17 protein-coding genes are annotated in these 17231 nt (G+C 65.4%); 11 read left to right on the top strand and 6 right to left on the bottom strand.

The window, feature by feature from the left end:
- Nucleotides 1-50: 50 nt before the first annotated feature.
- The 3 genes from CCR98_RS00810 to CCR98_RS00800 all read right to left on the bottom strand — a co-directional run bounded on the left by CCR98_RS00810 (nucleotide 51) and on the right by CCR98_RS00800 (nucleotide 1954).
- Entirely contained in the window at nucleotides 51-419 is a 369-nt protein-coding gene (locus tag CCR98_RS00810; RefSeq protein WP_087921146.1) for a VOC family protein, read from the bottom strand.
- Nucleotides 420-487: 68 nt separating this feature from the next.
- The gene (locus tag CCR98_RS00805; RefSeq protein WP_087921145.1) at nucleotides 488-1255 is read right to left on the bottom strand and encodes a DUF6597 domain-containing transcriptional factor; all 768 of its coding nucleotides are present in this window, start codon (nucleotides 1253-1255) and stop codon (nucleotides 488-490) included.
- 123 nt (nucleotides 1256-1378) lie between these two features.
- Nucleotides 1379-1954, bottom strand: coding sequence for an Ax21 family protein (locus CCR98_RS00800; RefSeq protein WP_087921144.1), 576 nt, complete (start codon nucleotides 1952-1954; stop codon nucleotides 1379-1381).
- A gap of 161 nt (nucleotides 1955-2115) precedes the next feature.
- On the opposite strand from CCR98_RS00800, the gene CCR98_RS00795 reads away from it, so the two are divergent.
- The 6 genes from CCR98_RS00795 to CCR98_RS00770 all read left to right on the top strand — a co-directional run bounded on the left by CCR98_RS00795 (nucleotide 2116) and on the right by CCR98_RS00770 (nucleotide 7387).
- Complete coding sequence (locus CCR98_RS00795; protein WP_232463072.1) at nucleotides 2116-3120, top strand: DUF2268 domain-containing putative Zn-dependent protease; 1005 nt, start codon at nucleotides 2116-2118, stop codon at nucleotides 3118-3120.
- Nucleotides 3121-3331: 211 nt separating this feature from the next.
- Nucleotides 3332-3604 (top strand): hypothetical protein, encoded by a 273-nt coding sequence (locus CCR98_RS00790; RefSeq protein ID WP_010487149.1) that lies wholly within the window; start codon nucleotides 3332-3334, stop codon nucleotides 3602-3604.
- Between the two features lie 166 nt (nucleotides 3605-3770).
- On the top strand, nucleotides 3771-4457 hold the full coding sequence (locus CCR98_RS00785; protein WP_087921143.1) for a hypothetical protein: 687 nt from the start codon (nucleotides 3771-3773) through the stop codon (nucleotides 4455-4457).
- A 407-nt stretch (nucleotides 4458-4864) separates the two neighbouring features.
- Nucleotides 4865-5128, top strand: coding sequence for a helix-turn-helix domain-containing protein (locus CCR98_RS00780; RefSeq protein WP_087921142.1), 264 nt, complete (start codon nucleotides 4865-4867; stop codon nucleotides 5126-5128).
- Entirely contained in the window at nucleotides 5125-6507 is a 1383-nt protein-coding gene (locus CCR98_RS00775) for a HipA domain-containing protein (RefSeq protein ID WP_087921141.1), read from the top strand. Before CCR98_RS00780 ends, CCR98_RS00775 begins: the two co-directional genes overlap by 4 nt.
- Before the next feature lie 505 nt (nucleotides 6508-7012).
- Nucleotides 7013-7387: a hypothetical protein gene (locus CCR98_RS00770; RefSeq protein ID WP_087921140.1), complete on the top strand. Its 375-nt coding sequence runs from the start codon at nucleotides 7013-7015 to the stop codon at nucleotides 7385-7387.
- A 13-nt stretch (nucleotides 7388-7400) separates the two neighbouring features.
- On the opposite strand, the gene CCR98_RS00765 is transcribed toward CCR98_RS00770, so the two are convergent.
- Both CCR98_RS00765 and CCR98_RS00760 read right to left on the bottom strand, forming a co-directional pair.
- On the bottom strand, nucleotides 7401-8066 hold the full coding sequence (locus CCR98_RS00765; RefSeq protein WP_087921139.1) for an Ivy family c-type lysozyme inhibitor: 666 nt from the start codon (nucleotides 8064-8066) through the stop codon (nucleotides 7401-7403).
- A gap of 133 nt (nucleotides 8067-8199) precedes the next feature.
- Nucleotides 8200-13773: a putative Ig domain-containing protein gene (locus CCR98_RS00760; RefSeq protein ID WP_232463070.1), complete on the bottom strand. Its 5574-nt coding sequence runs from the start codon at nucleotides 13771-13773 to the stop codon at nucleotides 8200-8202.
- A 299-nt stretch (nucleotides 13774-14072) separates the two neighbouring features.
- Between CCR98_RS00760 and CCR98_RS00755 the strand changes: the two genes are divergently transcribed.
- From CCR98_RS00755 to CCR98_RS00740, 4 genes are all read left to right on the top strand, one after another.
- The gene (locus CCR98_RS00755; protein WP_087921137.1) at nucleotides 14073-14576 is read left to right on the top strand and encodes a tail fiber protein; all 504 of its coding nucleotides are present in this window, start codon (nucleotides 14073-14075) and stop codon (nucleotides 14574-14576) included.
- A 14-nt stretch (nucleotides 14577-14590) separates the two neighbouring features.
- Nucleotides 14591-15121, top strand: coding sequence for a tail fiber protein (locus CCR98_RS00750; RefSeq protein WP_087921136.1), 531 nt, complete (start codon nucleotides 14591-14593; stop codon nucleotides 15119-15121).
- Between the two features lie 30 nt (nucleotides 15122-15151).
- Nucleotides 15152-15685 (top strand): tail fiber protein, encoded by a 534-nt coding sequence (locus tag CCR98_RS00745; RefSeq protein WP_087921135.1) that lies wholly within the window; start codon nucleotides 15152-15154, stop codon nucleotides 15683-15685.
- 83 nt (nucleotides 15686-15768) lie between these two features.
- A complete protein-coding gene (locus CCR98_RS00740) occupies nucleotides 15769-16239 on the top strand; it encodes a GNAT family N-acetyltransferase (RefSeq protein ID WP_232463069.1) in 471 nt (156 codons plus the stop codon).
- On the opposite strand, the gene CCR98_RS00735 is transcribed toward CCR98_RS00740, so the two are convergent.
- A complete protein-coding gene (locus tag CCR98_RS00735; protein WP_087921134.1) occupies nucleotides 16232-16525 on the bottom strand; it encodes a hypothetical protein in 294 nt (97 codons plus the stop codon). The genes CCR98_RS00740 and CCR98_RS00735 overlap by 8 nt on opposite strands.
- Nucleotides 16526-16660: 135 nt before the next feature.
- Here CCR98_RS00735 and CCR98_RS00730 point away from each other — a divergent pair, with 135 nt between their 5' ends.
- On the top strand, nucleotides 16661-17122 hold the full coding sequence (locus CCR98_RS00730; protein WP_087921133.1) for a nuclear transport factor 2 family protein: 462 nt from the start codon (nucleotides 16661-16663) through the stop codon (nucleotides 17120-17122).
- Nucleotides 17123-17231: the final 109 nt, after the last annotated feature.

Genomic DNA, 17231 nt, shown 5'->3' with positions numbered 1-17231 from the left:
CCGGGGACGGAGCGGTTCTCGTTCCGTCCACCGACAAAGGCCGGAAGACCTCAATCCACGTCACTCCAGACCGCCAGCTCATAGCCATCCAGATCACGGAAGTGGAAGCGGCGGCCGCCGGGGAAGGCGAACACCGCCCGCACCACCTCGCCACCGGCGGCAACCACGCGCTGCTGTGCACCGGCCAGGTCCGCGCAGTACAGGATCACCAGCGGACCGCCGTGCGCGCGCACCGGTGCGTCGGCCACGAAGCCACCCTTCAGGCGGCCATCGTCGAACTCGGTGTAGGCCGGGCCATAGTCGGTGAAGTTCCAGCCAAACACCTCGCCGTAGAAGCGTTTGCTGCGGGCGATGTCGGCGACGTTGAATTCGATGTTGTCGATGCAGCGTTCGGCATCGTGGGTGGCGGCATGGCTCATGGGGTGGCTCCGTGGATGGAACCCCAGCTTCGGTCAGCGCGGCACCGCGGTCTTGAACGAAACGGCCATCATTGGCCCCACTCCCGGCGCAGTTCGCGTGCGGTCATGCCACCCAGTTCACGTGCTTCGCGGCTGAGATGGGCCTGGTCGGCATAGCCAGCCTCGGCGGCCAGCATCGCCAACGAGTGCTGCGGCAGCGCGCGGCTGCGGCGCAGGAAGCGTTGCAGGCGCAGGATCCGCTCCAGCGTCTTGGCCCCGTAGCCGAACTGCACCTGGCTGAAGCGCCGCAGGCTGCGTGGACTCAGGCTCAGGCGTGCCGCGAGCTCATCCAGCGTGGCATGCCCCCTGGCAAGCGCCTGGAACAGGACGTGCGCCCGCTGTGACCGGCTGTCGAGCGCCGCGTCCCCGAGGTGCGGCTGCAGGCAGTGCGCCATCCGCTGCAGGCGCTGCGCAGGCGCGGTGTCGCCGATGGAGGCCGCAGCCTCTGCCGCCCATCGTCCCTTCAGATCAGCCAACGGCACCGCCTGGCCGATGATCTCAGCCAATGGCAGGCCCAGCGCGGCCACCGCCTGCCCGGGCCGGAAGCGCGCCCCCAGCACCTGCGCGCCCGCTGCCAGCACCGGATGTGCGGCTACCCGGTCAGGGCCGACGACAAACAGCGCACCATCGCGCCAAAGGATGTCCACGCAGCCATCGGGCAGCACGGTGATGTGCCCGTCAGCATCGTCAGGGAGCTGGCTCTGCCACAGCTGGCCGAAGCGGCCACGCAGCGGGGCGGGTGCCAGATGCTCCTGGTAGGTCGTGCCGGTACCTGCGAGAGAGCAAGGGTCGCCCATGCCGCATTGTCGCGCCACGCGGCCCATAAAAGTGAAGCCCGGCGCGAGGCCGGGCTTCGGTTGGCGTGTGGGAGAGAGAGAGAGTCACACGCCAGCACAACACGCACTAACGACAGGCGTTTGTTACCAGGTGAAGCGCGGGCCCACGAACCACTCGCGGTCGCCGGCCTTGGCCAGCTTCACTTCGCCACTCAGGCCCCAGTTCTGGTTGAACTTGGCGGTGGCGCCGACGCGGCCGTAGAACTCGCCGTCCGGGTTGATGCCGTGCTTCTTGGTGTAGTCCTCGTAGCCGGCCATCACGTAGCCTTCCACGTACGGGTTGAACGCGGTGCGCACGCCGACTTCGGTCGAGTAGCCGTTGAAGTCCAGGCCATGCTTCATGTCGAACTTCTGGTACGCGACGCGGGCCACCAGGTCGGTGTTCGGTGCGATGCCGTAGTTGTAGCCGGCACCGATGCGCCACTGGTCGACGTCATTCTTGAACTTGTCGGTCTCCTGCGCGCTGTAGTCGCCGAAGATGTGGAAGTTCGGGTGCACCGCCACGGAACCCTTCACCTTCCAGCCATCGGCGTCGCCGCCCTTGGCATCGGTGTTCACGTAGCCGCCTTCAACGTAGTTGTACGACAGGCCGTCGGTTGCCGATGCAGCGAACGGCAGAGCAGCCAGAAGACTCAGGGCGAGCAGCGAATTCTTGTTCATCGGGACACACCTTTAATTATTTTGGTTTCGTCGGCCGCCTCCCGGAAGGGGGGGAGAGAAGAGGCGGTCGACAGGTGTGAATTATCCGTTAGGGGGTCTAATCAACCCTGAATATTGAACTGACTGGTGTATAAATAAGGCTGGCGTTCAGGGAACTCCATATGCCGCACGTGCCCGTCGCATCACTGCTGTTTCCGCCCCAAGCGCGCCGCGCAGTGCGGGTGCTGCTGCTCGTCGTCCTGCCGATGATGCTGCTGCCCGCCAACGCGGCCGAGCGCGCCCAACCTTCTGCACGCATCGTGGTACAGACAGACGATGTCGCGCGTTTCTTCAACGTGCTGGATGCCAGTGGAGGAAAACCGAGTGCCGAAGATCTGCAGCGCGGCTACCTGGACACCGGCACGGAAGCATTGCGCAGCTTCGCCGATAGCCGCATCGGTTCGATGGAGCGTTTGGCCAGGACCATCCAGGACAAGCCGGCGTTGTTCGCCAAGGCGCGCACCTGTGCAGCGGCATTGCCGGCGGTCCGCACGCGGGTTGCCAATGCACTTGATCGGTTGGGCACGCTGCTCCCTTCTGCACGTTTTCCTCCGGTCACCGTACTGGTCGGGCGGGGCAACAGTGGCGGTGTCACCACGCTCGACGGTGTGGTGATCGGACTGGAAGCACTGTGCAACGCCGACTGGATGCAGCACGACGTCGGCGATCGTTTCGTGCACCTGATCGCCCATGAGTACGTGCATGTGCAACAGCCCGGTGCGAGCGTCGATGTTGCGCAGCCCACCCTGCTCTATCAGACGCTGCTTGAAGGCGGCGCCGAGTACGTGGGCGAACTGATCTCGGGGCAACCGGCCAACGCGCATCTGCGTCGTTGGACGCAAGGCCGCGAATGTGCGCTGGAGCGCGCGTTCGTACAGGACAGCACAGGCACTGATCTTTCGAAGTGGCTGTACAACGGTCCCGGCGATGAGGCACGGCGCGGCGACCTCGGTTACTGGATCGGCTACCGCATCGCCCGCGACTATGTTTCCCGCGCGCCAGACCGGACCAGGGCCATCGCCACGCTGCTGGATGTACGCCCCGACACCGCCGCGACCGTGTTTGAGGCGAGTGGATGGAAGCCCGCCTGCACCGCTGGAAATGGCGCGGATACGCAAGTGCCGTGACAGCGGCTTCATACTGATGAATTGGCGATGTTGAACAGGCGCAAGGCGTTCCGCCGACGCAGTTCAGCTCGCCTGATCCCGCTTGTTAAGCCTGGGTCAGAAGCGGGCTTCACAGTGCATCCACGTATTCAAATTCCAGCTGAAAGCGCTTGGTAGCTGCGGGAACAAACGCCGCTATATTCCAGCTTCCCCAGACGAAGGAGGGAATGCAATGAACCTGAACCCGCAACACATGAAGACGGCCCGCGCACTTGCGGTAGCACTTATCGCCACCGTCAGCCTTGGCGCCTGCGCCTCTTACAAGAACGAGTTTGCAACGATCAACTCGCGTCTCGATCAGCTCGATGTAAAGGTGCAGGGTGCTGCGCAGAGCGCGGAGTCGGCCAACCAGTCGGCACAGCAGGCCAACCAGCGTCTGGACCAGATCGAAGGTCGCGTGCAGCAGCTTGAAAGGGCACCTGCCGGCCGCAAGCCGCGCGGGTAATCGCTCCCTCACCGTTTGAATTGATCCACCTCTGTATCGGGTGTATCGGGACCCAGTGGCCTTCGCCGGCCACTGGCATCCTTCCACCCAAAATTGCATTGCAAGGAGCCGTCCCATTCGTACCTCCTCCTCCCCTGCACGCCGCGCCCTCCATGCCGCACTGGCCATGGCACTGGCCGTTGCTTGCAGCGGCGTAGCCAACGCCAGGGACAAGGACGCACCTGCACCACCGGCGGCCGCCGTTGATGAACTTCCGCCCGACCAGAGCGTGTCCGAAACAGTGATCGCGCTGGCCGGCTGGGTCGTTGCCAGCAAGGACAACCAGGGCTATCCGTTTGCGGTCATGGACAAGGCAGCGGCGCAGGTTCTGGTCTTCGGCGGCGACGGCAAGCTGCGCGGCGCGGCACCGGCGCTGTTTGGTTCGGCCATCGGCGATCACTCCGCACCGGGCGTCGCCAAGCTCGCACTGAGTGCGATTCCTGGCCACGACCGCACCACGCCTGCCGGCCGCTTCATTGGTGGCTACGGCCCCTCCGACGATGCCGGGCGCGTGTTGTGGGTGGACTACGATTCCGCCGTCTCGATGCACCCACTTCCGCCAGGCACCCCGAAAGAGAAGCGCGCCGAACGGCTGGCATCACCTTCGCCGGACGACAACCGCGTTACGCACGGCTGCATCAACGTCACGCCCGCGTTCTACGAGCAGATCGTGCAGCCCACGTTCGAGAAGGGCGGTGTGTTCTACATCCTTCCGGACAAGGATTCGATCGCGAAGACGTTCCCGGAGTTCGCGCAGAGCCGGGGCGATGCAAAGGACGAAGACGAGAAAGGCGCGCGGCGCGCGAGCAAGTAGCGGGCGCTTTGCGTGCGGCCCTGGTTGGTAGTGGCCGGCATGCGACCAAGCCTGAACATGCGCTCCAGGCGGAGGTTCCCGGGCACGCTCCTGGCGGGCCCACCTGGACCCACGCATCGCGGAAATCCCGTCGTCATGGCGCTGCCCATGGACGGAAAGGGCATCGCACTCCATGCCGAAAATCCTTGTATTCATGAGGATTTCTAGCGAGCCGGCTATCATTAAAGAGAAATCCTTATGATGATGAGGATTTCATGGCATGCGGCTCTTTTCTATAAAAATCCTCAAGAACTCAAGGATTCTCGTGGATATCGAGTCCAGCGCGAGAAATCCTCACTGCAGTGAGGATTGTATGATATAGACGATGTGTCGAATCCGGAGCGTCAGGCTCTGCTGGGGAGCTCCCATTGAAGATCAGGCTTGAGAAGGCTGAGGCCTTGGGACCATTGGTGAGAGCCGCCCGCAAGCATCAGCGGCTGCGCCAGGATGCAACCGCCGAAGGCATCGGGGTCAGCGAGAATTTCCTGGCCAAGGTCGAACGCGGCGGTACCACGGTGCAATGGGGCAAGCTGTTCACCGTGCTTGACGAGCTGGGGCTGCATGTCGAAATCGACGTGCCGGACGAAGCGATGGCCCTGCTGGCCAAACGTGCCAACGGGAAGGCGCCATGAGCGCCCCCCGTATCGACCTCAAGGACGTCATTACAACGACCGTCCTGCCTGGACTGCACTATCCGCTTCCACCACGCGAACTGCAGGTCAGCATCGATGAAGCGCCAGTGGGCCGCCTGACCGAGGCAGCAAACCTGTGGCGCTTCACCTATGCGCCGGAGTGGCTCGGCAACCCACATCGGTTTCCGCTGGCACCCGCATTGCCACTGCAGGAGGCCGCCATCGCCGACGGCTCCAGCCAGCGCCCGGTGCAGTGGTATTTCGACAATCTGCTGCCGGAAGAGCAACAACGCACGCTGATGGCAACCGATGCCAGGGTGGATGGCGCCGATGCGTTCGCCTTGCTGACCGCCTACGGCGCGGAATCGGCAGGCTCGTTGACGCTGCTGCCGCCCGGGACGCACCTGCTCCCCGGCGGCAGTGAACCGCTGACCGACACGGAACTCTCCAGGCGTATCCAGGGGCTGCCACGTACATCGCTTGCTGCCGGTGCCGCCAAGCGCATGTCACTGGCAGGTGCCCAGCACAAGCTGGCCATCATCGAGGTGGGGGAGGAACTCTACCAGCCTCTGGGCGCCGAGCCCTCGACCCACATCCTCAAGCCTGACAGCACCAGCAGCAGTTACCCGCACAGCGTGGCCAACGAATGGTTCGTGATGTGCCTTGCACAGCGCATGGGGCTGCAGGTGCCGAAGATCGAGCGCCGCTACGTACCGGAGCCGGTCTTCATCATCGAGCGCTTTGATCGCGAAATCACCGCCGACGCCATTCATCGCCGGCACGCGATCGACGCCTGCCAGCTGCTCAATCTCGACCGTCAGTTCAAGTACACGCTCGGCAGCATCGACACCCTGAAGGTGATCGTCGAGCAATGCAGAAGCAAGCTCAAGACGCGCGTCCGCCTGTTCGACTGGTTGATCTTCAATGTACTCACCGGCAACAACGATGCGCACCTGAAGAACCTGAGCTTCCTGGTCGACAACAAAGGCATCGAATTGGCCCCCCACTACGACCTGCTGTCCACCGCATGTTACGAGACCCGCGCGTATGCCGACGAGGGCGCACGTTGGCCAGAACGCTCGGAACTGTCGTGGCCCATTCTCGGTGTCGCGCGCTTCCACGACCTTCGTTTCGAGCATCTGGTTTCCGCCGGTGAAGCCCTGGGCCTGGGAAGGCCGGCTGCCACCCGGCAGCTACGCCATCAGATCGACCGCATCGCGAGCGAAGCCCAGTCGCTTTACGCGGAAGTGCTGCAGGAAAACCAGCAATGGTTGATCCGTTCCGACATCGGCCCAACGCTGGAAGGCGAGGTGCATTTCATGAGAACACTGATCCACGTGATCATCGCCGACATGGTGAGGCAGCTTTCACCTGCATGATGCGGAACTGCGGCCATTGCTGCTGCTGATCCTGGCCTTCCGCCCCCGCTGCCTACCGGCCGATGCGATCGTGTCGGTTTTGCCCATTGCCGGTGCGGCGTCCAACGGCGCCAACCACGACTGCTGTCGCATATTCCTCGACGGCGTAAGGGCTTGGCGCCGCCTGCGTCTGCGACGGCTTAACAGCATGCAAAAATGCCAAAAGCGTCTTTGATCAAGCGTTGAATGCAACTCTTCTGATTGGCACTGCGCAACAGCACGCGCACAGATGACATGCCATCGAAAAAAGATGGCCGGGCTTCGAAAACCCGTGCGCTTGTTTGACAACGCTTGCCCGCCGGCGTCACCCCTCGTGGCGCCGGCGGGCAATCCGTCTGCCGGCTATGGCGGGCGGAGCGTGGAGGCCTTGTGCCTGCCGGTTTCAACAAGCGCCCGGTTTTCGAGCCACGTCTCCGCCCGCCACCTTTGTGTGGCGGCTTCCGTCTGTCCTGCACGGAGCACTGCCATGACCACTCCGGACGTCCCTCGCCTGCACCCGCATCACTCACCCGCCAATGCCGGTGAGCCGCCAGAACACGCGCCTGCGAACGATCCGAATGCTTTCGTCGCCACGCTTCACCGCATCGGCAAAGGCGCGGCCGCCGACGGCCAGCCCTGGCCGGAGCGTCACCAGATGCCGGGCCGCTGCATGGCGCTGGCCGATGCGGACTGCGCGCTGGCAAGCCAGCGCGTGACGCTGGAACTGCTGCTGGCGGCCGAACGCGTGCGCCAGAACGGCACGGAGGCCGAGTACGTGGGCGACCGGGTGATGGAAGGGCTGATCATGGCGTGCCTGGCCATGAACGCACAGGCCAGCGCGCGCATGCGGCCGGACGGGTGACGCGGGCGCCACATCACTCGCAGAGCGCGCTGTCTTCCTTCAACGCGGCATCCTGCAGTGGCTGGCGCTGTTCGATCTGCGCACGTTGTTCCGCCGTCGGTTCGCCCAGCCACCACACACGGCAGCGCGCGGTAAGGCGGCCGACCATCTTCGACTGATCGGGCGAATACAGCATCGCCAACGCGGTGCCGGGGCAGTCGTGGGCCTGGCAGGCGGTGTAGAACCACCACGGCCCGCCCTGCAGCACCACCAGTTCGCCAGGCCCGCTGGGCCCGCTCAACAGGCGTTCGCGCAACGACGGAATCTCTTTGTCGGCGGATTCGGCCGCCGCCGTGTTCTTCATCAGGGCGTTGAACGCGGCCAGCACCTTCGGGTCCTTGCGCCCGCAGTCATCCACGGTGTTGCCGCCGACCAGGGTGAAGAAGTGGGTCGCCAGCGGATTGTCCGCGCAGGTGAGTTCGCCGCCGGCGCTCGGGTCTTCCGGTTCGCCTTCGTTGTCCCACACCGAGGGGTCCACGCCGTCTTCGATGGACGGTTCCTTCCCGGCCTCCGTGGCCGTGGCGGCCGGTGCTTCCGTGGTCGGTGCCGGTGCCGCCGGTGCTGCGGCCGGTGTCGGTGCCTGCCCGCAGGCGGCCAGCAATGCGACCGTCAGTGCCATCCCTGTGATGCGAATCTTCATTCCCTGTCCTGTTCCATCCAATCGAGGTCCACGCCAGGTGCGGTCAGCACACCTGGCGGGACTGCGATTGTACGGGTACCGGGTTGCGCTGCAGCGCGCGGTGGCGGCACGACGGTCGCCACCGCGGGCACCGTCACGGCGGCAGGGTTTTCTGCACGCTGATCTGGATGCCCTGGTTGTCGCGGCTGCTGCTGTCGAACTGGCTCTGGTATTCGGCGCGCAGCGACCAGCCCTTCAGCGTCTGCAGGCCGATACCCGCGCCCAGCAGCGTGTGGTTGCGCGACTGCCGGCCCAAGGTGGCCCGATAGACCGGGCCGGACATCAGGTCGGCATAGCGCATGAAGGCCTCGCTGGAGCCCTGCATGTCATGGCCGAACTCGGCGCGCAGCTGCGGCGTCCACATGCCGTAGTCGCGCTTCACCGCCCATTGCGCCAGCACACCTGCGGTGGCGGTGCTGGTGTTCACCGTCTGCTTCTCATAGTCGAGCGCGTACACCGCATCACCGCGTTCGCGATAGCCATCCAGCGTTGCGCGGGCCAGGTCCAGGCGCCCGTAAGGTATCAGCAGCAGGTTGTCCAGGCGGTGCTGGAAGCCGGTGGAGAACGAGGCGAACCACTGCGTGCCGTCGCGACTGCCGTAGGCGGTATTGCCGTTGTCGGTGATGAAGCGGCGCGCATCAAAACTCAGCCACTGATAGCCAAGCAGGCCATCCACATAGAACCCACCTTCCGGATGGAAGCTGGCATAGCCGGCGATGCTGTAGCCATCCACCGTGCTGCGGCTGCCATTGCGGCCGATATCCGACGCGTCATGGCCATAGCCGATGCCCGCACCCAGGCTCAACGACGGACCCAGCTGACGGTCCGCACCCAGGCTGACGCCGGAGGTGGTGAAGTCGATGCCGTTGCTGCCTGCACCGGGCTTCAGCGTGCCGAAGTTCACCGCACCGCCGGTCCAGAACGCGACGCCGTCGGCCGAGGTGGCCGCAGGCGCGGCATCACCCTGCAGCGCCGGTTCCTCAATCATCGACAGCGCCTCGCCGCTGGCGCCGATGCCCTTCTGCAGCAGTTCGGTCGGCTGCGCACGGCGCTGGCTGCTGGCCGAACTGAAGGTAATGCCGTTGCTGAAGCCACTGCGACCGCCGCCGGCCCGCAGGCTTTCCAGGCGCCGCTGGAAGTTGCCGATCTGGCCGATTGCCATGCGCCGCGCACCTTCCACCTGTGCGTCGAGCACGCCCAGCACTTCGGCATCGCGCGAAGGATCGCTACGCGGCTTGACCATCACATCCACCGTGCCGGGTGCCGAGGTGGCGAAGGCATTGCTCAGCGTATAGGTGATGCGCACCGCCCCCCCGAACGTCGCCGCTGCGGTGAAGGCCAGCGTGTAGCCGGTGCCGCTTGCGGAGACGATGGCGGTACCCGCTTCGGCAGGCGAGACCGAAACCACGTTGGCGGCGGTGAACGGTCCGCCGCGTGCGGTCGTGGTCAGGTCCACGTTGACCACGGTGCCGGCAATCGCCGAGGCGGTCAGTGCCGGTGCCACCGGGCGCGGATTGACGTTCACGCTGATCCGTGCCGGTGCCGATGCACCGAACGGGTTGCTGAGCGTGTAGTCGAAATCGACCACGCCAGAGGCATCGGCATCGGCGCTATAGACAATACCGTTGCCCTGCACCACGGCCGTACCCGAGGAGGGCGCGCGGGTGATGCTGACCGCGGTGAATGGACCATTGAGCGCCCCGGCTTCAGCCTGCACGGTGACCGACTGTCCGGCCAGGACCGTGGCGCTGTGCGCGGCGGCCACCGGTACTGCCAGCGGGGTGACCGTAATGCTCACCGTGGCTGCCGTTGAAGTACCGCCCGGGCCGGTGGCGGTGTAGGTGAAGCTGTCGCTGCCGAAGAAGCTGGTGGCCGGGGTGTACACCACGTCCAACCCGCTGGCCACCGCCGTGCCATGCGTGGGTGCCTGTGCGATCGCGATGCTGGTGATCGGCCCGGTGTCGTTGGCGGTGACGTTGACGGTCACCGCCGCATTGGCCGGCGTACTGGCCGCATCATTGACCACCACCGGCACCGGCTGGTTGATGCCCACTGTGAATGCCTGGCTTCCGGTGAAGCCGAAGGTATCGGTCGCGGTGACGGTGAAGCTGTAGCTGCCCGCCGTCGTGGGCGTGCCACTGAGCGCACCGGCACTGCTCAACGCGATGCCGGGTGGCAACGCGCCTGCGCTCAGGCTGTAGGTGAAGCTGCCACTTCCGCCGCCGGCGCTCAGCGTCTGGCTGTAGGCGGTCGCCACCTGCCCGCCAGGCAGCGTGGTCTGGACGAAGACGATCGCCGGCGCATTCACCGCCATCGTGTAGGCCTGACTGCCGCTGAAGCCGAAGCCATCGGTCGCCTGCACGGTGAAGGTATAGCTGCCGGTGGTGGTCGGCGTGCCACTGATCACACCGGCGCTGCTCAACCCGATGCCCGGTGGCAGCGCCCCGGTGCTCAGGCTGAAGGTGTAGCCGCCGTTGCCGCCGCTGGCCGTCAGTGTCTGGTTGTAGGCGGTGCTGCCGGTTGCGGCAGGCAGCGTGGCCGGCGTGAGCGTGATCGCCGGCGCATTGACCGTGAAGCTGTAGGCCTGGCTGCCGGTGAAGCCAAGGCTGTCGGTGGCCGTGATCGTGAAGGCGTAGCTGCCTGCGGTGGTCGGTGTGCCCGACAGGATGCCGCCGCTGGTCAGGCCGACACCGGGTGGCAACGCGCCCGCAGACAGGCTGAAGGTATGGCTGCCGGTGCCCCCGCTGGCAGTGATCGTCTGCGAGTAAGCCGTGCCGCCGGTCGCGGCCGGCAGCGTCGACGGCGTCAGCGAGATCGTCGGCGCGTTCACGGTCAGCGCATAGGACTGGCTTGCGCTGAACGGTGCGCCGGTACCGGTACTACTGTCAGTCGCCCGCACGGTGAAGGTGAAGTTGCCAGCCTGGGTTGGCGTGCCGGACAGCACGCCGGCGCTGCTCAGCGAGACACCCGTGGGCAGTAGACCGGTCTGCAGCACGTAGTTGTAGCCGGGCGTGCCACCACTGGCGGAGAACGTGTAGCTGTAGGCAGTGCCGGCAGTGGCATTGCTCAGGCTCGCCGCCGGCAGTACCACCACCGCGCCACCGACGGTACCCGAGTAAGGCTGGTTGCCGCTGAACCCACCGTTGTCGGTCGCCCTGACGGTGACGTTGTAGGCGCCAGCCTGGGTGGGTGTACCACTGATCACCCCGCTGGCCGTGTTCAACAACAGGCCTGCGGGCAACGCGCCTGCGACGATGGCGTAGCTGAAGGCCGGCTGGCCTCCGCTGGCAACCAGGGTCTGGTTGAAGGCCGTTCCCACTGACATTGCCGGCAGGGTTGCCGGTGCCAGCGTGATGGTCGGGGCAACCACCACCATTGTGTAGCCGCCGGTGACGGAGAACGGAGCACCGGTACCGCTGGACGCATCGGTGGCCGTCACGCTGAAGTTGAAGCTGCCGGCTGCGGTCGGCGTACCTGACAGGCCACCGCTCGACGCCAGGCTGACGCCGGGCGGCAAGGCACCCGAGGTGATCGCATAGCTGTAGGGCGCCGTGCCGTTGGCGGCGGTGAAGCCCATGCCGCTCAGCGCAGTACCCGCCGTTGCATTGAACGTGGCACCCGACGCCGGTGACAGCGTCAACGTTGGCGCATTGACGATGAGCGTATAGGCACGACTGCCGGTGTACGGCCCGGTGCCCGCACTGCTATCCGTGGCGGTCAGGGTGAAGTTGAAGCTGCCACCGCTGGTGGGCGTGCCGGTGATCGCACCACCGCTCGACAGGCTCAGACCAGGCGGCAGCGCACCGGCGGTCACCGCGTAACTGTAGCCGCTGGTGCCGCCGGATGCGGTTACGGTCTGCGAATAGGCCGAGCCCACGGTCGGGTTGGTCAGCGTGATCGGCGCGATCGAGATCGTCGGCGCGTTCACCGTCAGCGCCAGCGCAGGGCTGGTCGCACTGAAGGGTCCGGTGCCTCCGCTGCTGTCGGTGGCGGTCACCGTGAAGTTGAAGGTACCGCCTGCGGTCGGCGTGCCTGCCAGGGTGCCGTTGCTGGCCAGGGTGATGCCGACCGGCAGACTGCCCGAGGCAATCGAATAGGTGTAGGGCCCGGTGCCTCCGCCTGCGCTGGCCAACGAGCCGCTGTACGCGGCACCGACTGTTGCAGCAGTCGGGTTGCCTGGCGCATAGGTGAGCGCCGGGGCGGCGATGTTCAGTGTCAGCGTGCCGCTGGTGGCGCTGAACGGTCCGGTGCCGGTGCTGCTGTCGGTGGCGCGTACGCTGAAGCTGAAGCTGCCATTGGCGGTCGGCGTACCTGCCAGGCTGCCGTTGCTGGCAAGGCTGAGGCCGGGCGGCAGGCTGCCGGAAGCGAGCACATAGCTGTATGGCGTGGCGCCGCCGCTGGCGCCGGCCAGCGACTGGCTGTACGCCGCGCCGACGGTGCCTGCAAGAGGGCTGGTGGGGGTGTAGGTGACGGTTGGCGGCGAGACGGTGAGCGTCACGGTCGCCGGCGCCGACGTACCACCGGCATTGGTGGCGGTGTAGGTGAAGCTGTCTGGCCCCGCGTAGCCGGCCGTGGGGGTATAGGTGATCGACGTTCCCGAGGCGATTGCAGTGCCATGCGCGGCCTGCGTACCGACCGCAACCGATGCCGGGATGCCACCGGTGATGCTCAAGGTGATCGGGTTGCTGGCACTGCCGTAGGCAACCGTCGCACTGACCGGATTGGCGACCGGCGGCACCACGTTCTGCACGTTGATCGACAGGTTGGCGGCCGAGAAGAAGGGCGAGGGCGTGCTGCTGTCGGTGACGCGCACGGTGAAGTTCTTGTTGCCCAGCACGGTGGGCGTACCACTGATCGTGCCATTGCTGGCCAGCGCCAGGCCGGTGGGCAGCGTCGTGCCTCCATCCAGCGTGTAGGTGTATGGCCCGTTGCCACCGCTGGCGGCAAGGGTAAAGGAATACGGCGTATTGATGACCGCAGCAGGCGGCGTGTTGGTCACGCTGATGGTCGGTGCCGCAATGGTGATCGAATAGCTGGCGACGCGGGTGAGCGGCGTAACAGCACTGTCAGTCGCGGTGATCGAGAACGAGAACGTACCCTCCATGGTCGGCGTGCCCGACAGGACACCGCCCACCAGCGTCAAGCCGCTGGGCAACGTGCCGGGCGGGACCGTGAATGTGTAGGGCGCGGTACCGCCGCTGGCACTGAAGCTGGTGCTGGCGTATGGCACGCCCACCGTTCCACCGGGAACGGTAGGCGGCGAAATGGTGATCGGCGAAGTGGCGGCCTGGATGTGCACGGTGACGCTGACGTTGTTGGAGCCCGTGCCGTCATCGAAGGTGAAGGTGTCGGTCGTCGCGCCGTCGCCGTTGTTGCTGTAGGTGATCTCAGACGCAGCCCCATTGGTGGTGGTGGCCGTGCCATGGCCGGCGGCCCCGATCACATTGCCGATACCGAATCCTGGCGCGCCCTGGCAGGTGCTTGCATCGATGGTGATCGTCCCGCCGGAGGCCATCGGCGACCCCGCGCTGGCGTTGGTCGGTGTAAAGGTGGTGCACGCTGCGTGAACGAGGCCTGGTGCTACCAGCAGCAGGCACATCAGCAGGAACGCTCCCAGACGGCCGGAAACACCACGGCCGAGCCCATGGCGCATCGCGTCGCGATGCATCGACTCCGCATGCCACATGACCTGCCCCCTGGTGCCCATCTTCCCGATGGGCGATGCGCCTGCCGGCGCGGATGAGAAAGCTGCCGTGGCTCGCGAACGAGCGGCCGCGGTTCCGGTTTTCACCGCCAGATAATCCCTTGCCGCGCCTGGCGATCGCTCCCCCCGGGTCTCCCCTCCGGGCGGCTGCGCAATATTCTCTTACAAATGACAAGACACTTGTCAAGACCCCGGTAAATGCGCAAGAGTGCCGCGACCGGCAGGGGGCCACGTGCCGGCACTAAATCTCAAGGGGAAAACGTATGTCGCAACCCTTTCTCGGGCAGATAATGCCCTTGGCGTTCGCGTTCGCGCCAAGAACCTTTGCCTTCTGCAATGGGCAGCTGATGCCCATCGCGCAGAACCAGGCACTTTTTTCGCTGCTGGGCACGTTCTACGGCGGTAACGGAACGACCAATTTCCAGTTACCCGATCTGCGTAGCCGTACGCCTGTCGGCAGCAACGCGGGCAGCGATATCGGCCAGCCCGGCGGCGCGGAAAGCGTGGTGTTGAACATTTCCCAGATGCCTGCGCACAACCACAGTTTCAACGGTACGACCAGCCCTGCCAGTACCCGGATTCCGGCCGGCAACGTACTGCTGGGAGCCACCGGAACGCAGAATGTCTATGGCCCTTCCGGCGGCACTCCAGTAGCACTCGCACCGCTCGACCCTGCAGGCCAATCGGCGGCGCATTCCAATATGCAGCCGTACCTGGCAATCAATTTCTGCATTGCGCTGCAAGGCGTATTCCCCTCGCGCAGCTGACCGGAGCCCGTGCCATGTCCGAACCCTTTGTTGGCGAGATCCGCTTGTTTCCCTACAACTTCGCGCCCGTGGGATGGCTCGACTGCAATGGCCAGACATTGCAGATTTCAGAGTACGAAGTGCTGTACAACTTGATCGGCACCACCTACGGCGGCGATGGCGCGGTGACGTTCCAGTTGCCCAATCTTTCAGGCCGCGTACCGATCCACCAGGGCACCGGCCTTGGGTTGGGAACCTACGTAATGGGGCAGGCCGCAGGCACTGAGACGGTGACGTTGACCAGCGCGCACCTTCCCGCTCATACGCACGCCTTCAATGCCGTCGATGCGGTAGCCAGTTCAGCGACACCGGCGTCCAACCTGCAGTTGGGGGCGGTCAGTGGCGAGACGCTATACACCGACAGTGTCACCGGCATCGCAGGTGGCCTGCTCGCGCCTGCGGCGGTGGGCAGTGCCGGCGGCAACCAGCCGCACGACAACACCATGCCTTCGCTGGTCGCGCGCTACTGCATCGCGTGGGCCGGCGTTTTCCCCTCGCAGGGCTGACCTACTCCGTTCGGCTACAAGGATTCCATCATGAGCGATCCCTTTACCGGCGAAATCCAGATGTTCGGCTTCAATTTCGCTCCCAACAACTGGGCCATGTGCCAGGGCCAGCTGATTCCCATCCAGCAGAACACAGCGCTGTTCTCGCTGCTTGGCGTAACGTTTGGAGGCAACGGAACCAGCAACTTCCAGCTGCCTGATTTCTCCGGCAATGCCGCCTGCGGACAGGGCAGCGGACCTGGCCTGACGCCACGCGTCATGGGCGAGGTCTTCGGGTCGGACACGGTGACGCTGCTCTCCACCGAAATGCCGGCGCACTCGCACGGAGCCCGCATCTACAACCAGCCCAACAAGGCCCATCGCAGCGGTGTTCCCGCGGCCAACGATGCGCTGATCACGCCGGAAAGGGCGTCGATCCTCACCCCCACCACCACCGCCAACAGCATCTTTCCGCCCAACACGGTCGGAATAACGGGCGGCACCGCACCGCACCCGAATCAGCAGCCCTATCTCACCGTGAACTTCTGCATCTGCCTGTTCGGCGTCTTCCCGCAGCGGCCGTGACTGCGAACGTGGCACTGGCCTTTCCTTCGCTGCGGGCGGCCTGGCTGCCCGCAACGGGAGACGATCTTCCCGCAGGAGTGAGCGTGCGCGAAGCACAGAATGGCGACCTGCCGTTTCTGCAGCGGCTCTATGCCGAGTCGCGTGCGGCCGAGCTGGCCCATGTCGGGTGGCCCGACTCGCTGCGCCAGGCGTTCCTCGACAACCAGTTCGCGCTGCAGCACCTGCACTACACCCGGCATTACCAGCCTGCGCACTATCTGCTGGTCGAGCAGGCCGGACAGCCGATCGGGCGCTTGTACCTGCATTGCGACGAGCACGAAGCCACCCTCATCGATATCGCCCTGCTGGATGCCGTGCGTGGCTGCGGCATCGGCTCGGCCCTCGTGCGCTGGGTACAACGCGCGGCGCATGCCGTGCCGCTGCACAGCGTCGTCCTGCATGTCGCATGGGAAAACCTGGCCGCGCGCCGGCTCTACGAACGGCTCGCGTTCCACACCGAAAGCGATACCGGCAGCCACATGCGCATGCGCTGGGTGGCGACGGCGGTCAGTTGAACAGTGCCTGATAGATGAAGCCGGTCCGATCGCGCGCGATCGGTACCAGGAAAATGCCGAACTCGCCGAGCCCATGGTGACGCATGGTGTAGGTGCGCTGCGGGAACAGCACCGCCGATTCATTGCGGAACAGCAGCGAGAACGGTGCACGCATCTGGCCTGCAATCTGCTGATCGGGCATCGGCGCGGCTTCCACCAGCACGAACGGAACACCGGTGTTATCGATGTCGGCACTGAAGGTTTCGTTGAGATGACCTGCGAACTGGTCCAGCTGGAAAAAATGCATGCGTCCCCTCCCCCGGTTGACGTCGAGCATGCCGAAGCGGCAACGCGCTTTCAATGGGGTCTGCGCCACCGCCTGTCGGGCGCGGATGGGGGATACTCGCCCTGGCGCTCACCGGCGCACCCAAGGACTGAGTCGATGCGTATCTGCCTGCTGCTTCTCGCCCTGTCCGGCCCGCTGCTGGCCGCCGATGGCCCGCCCCCGGCACCGGCTGCCACTGCGCTGCCGGATGTACCGCTGCCCCCTTCGCTGGATCGCGTGCTGCGCGACTACGAGCAGGCGTGGCACACGGGCGACGCCAAAGCGCTGGCTGGGTTGTTCGCCGAGGATGGGTTCATCCTGCAGAGCAACCAGCCTCCCGTGCGCGGGCGCGACGCGATTGCAGGCGCCTACGCCGGCCAGGGCGGCAGTCCGTTGCGGCTGCGTGCCCTGGCATATTCGGTGGGCGGGAACACGGGCTACATCATTGGCGCCTACCGCTACGGCAACAACGTCGGGGACACCGGCAAGTTCACGCTGACACTGAAGCGCGTGGGCGATGGACCGTGGTTGATCTTCTCGGACATGGACAACACCAACGCGCCGCCGCGGGTTCCGTAGTAGATCCACGCCATGCGTGGATATGCAGCGCGCGTGGTGCCAAGCAAGCTTGGCACCCACCAAAGCCTGTCTCCCGCCCGGCACCCGCATGGGGTACTCCCTGATGAAA

Origin of the sequence: Stenotrophomonas sp. WZN-1 (assembly GCF_002192255.1) — a bacterium.
In the GTDB taxonomy this organism is placed as follows: Bacteria; Pseudomonadota; Gammaproteobacteria; order Xanthomonadales; family Xanthomonadaceae; genus Stenotrophomonas.
This window is presented reverse-complemented; position numbering and strand designations above follow the sequence as displayed.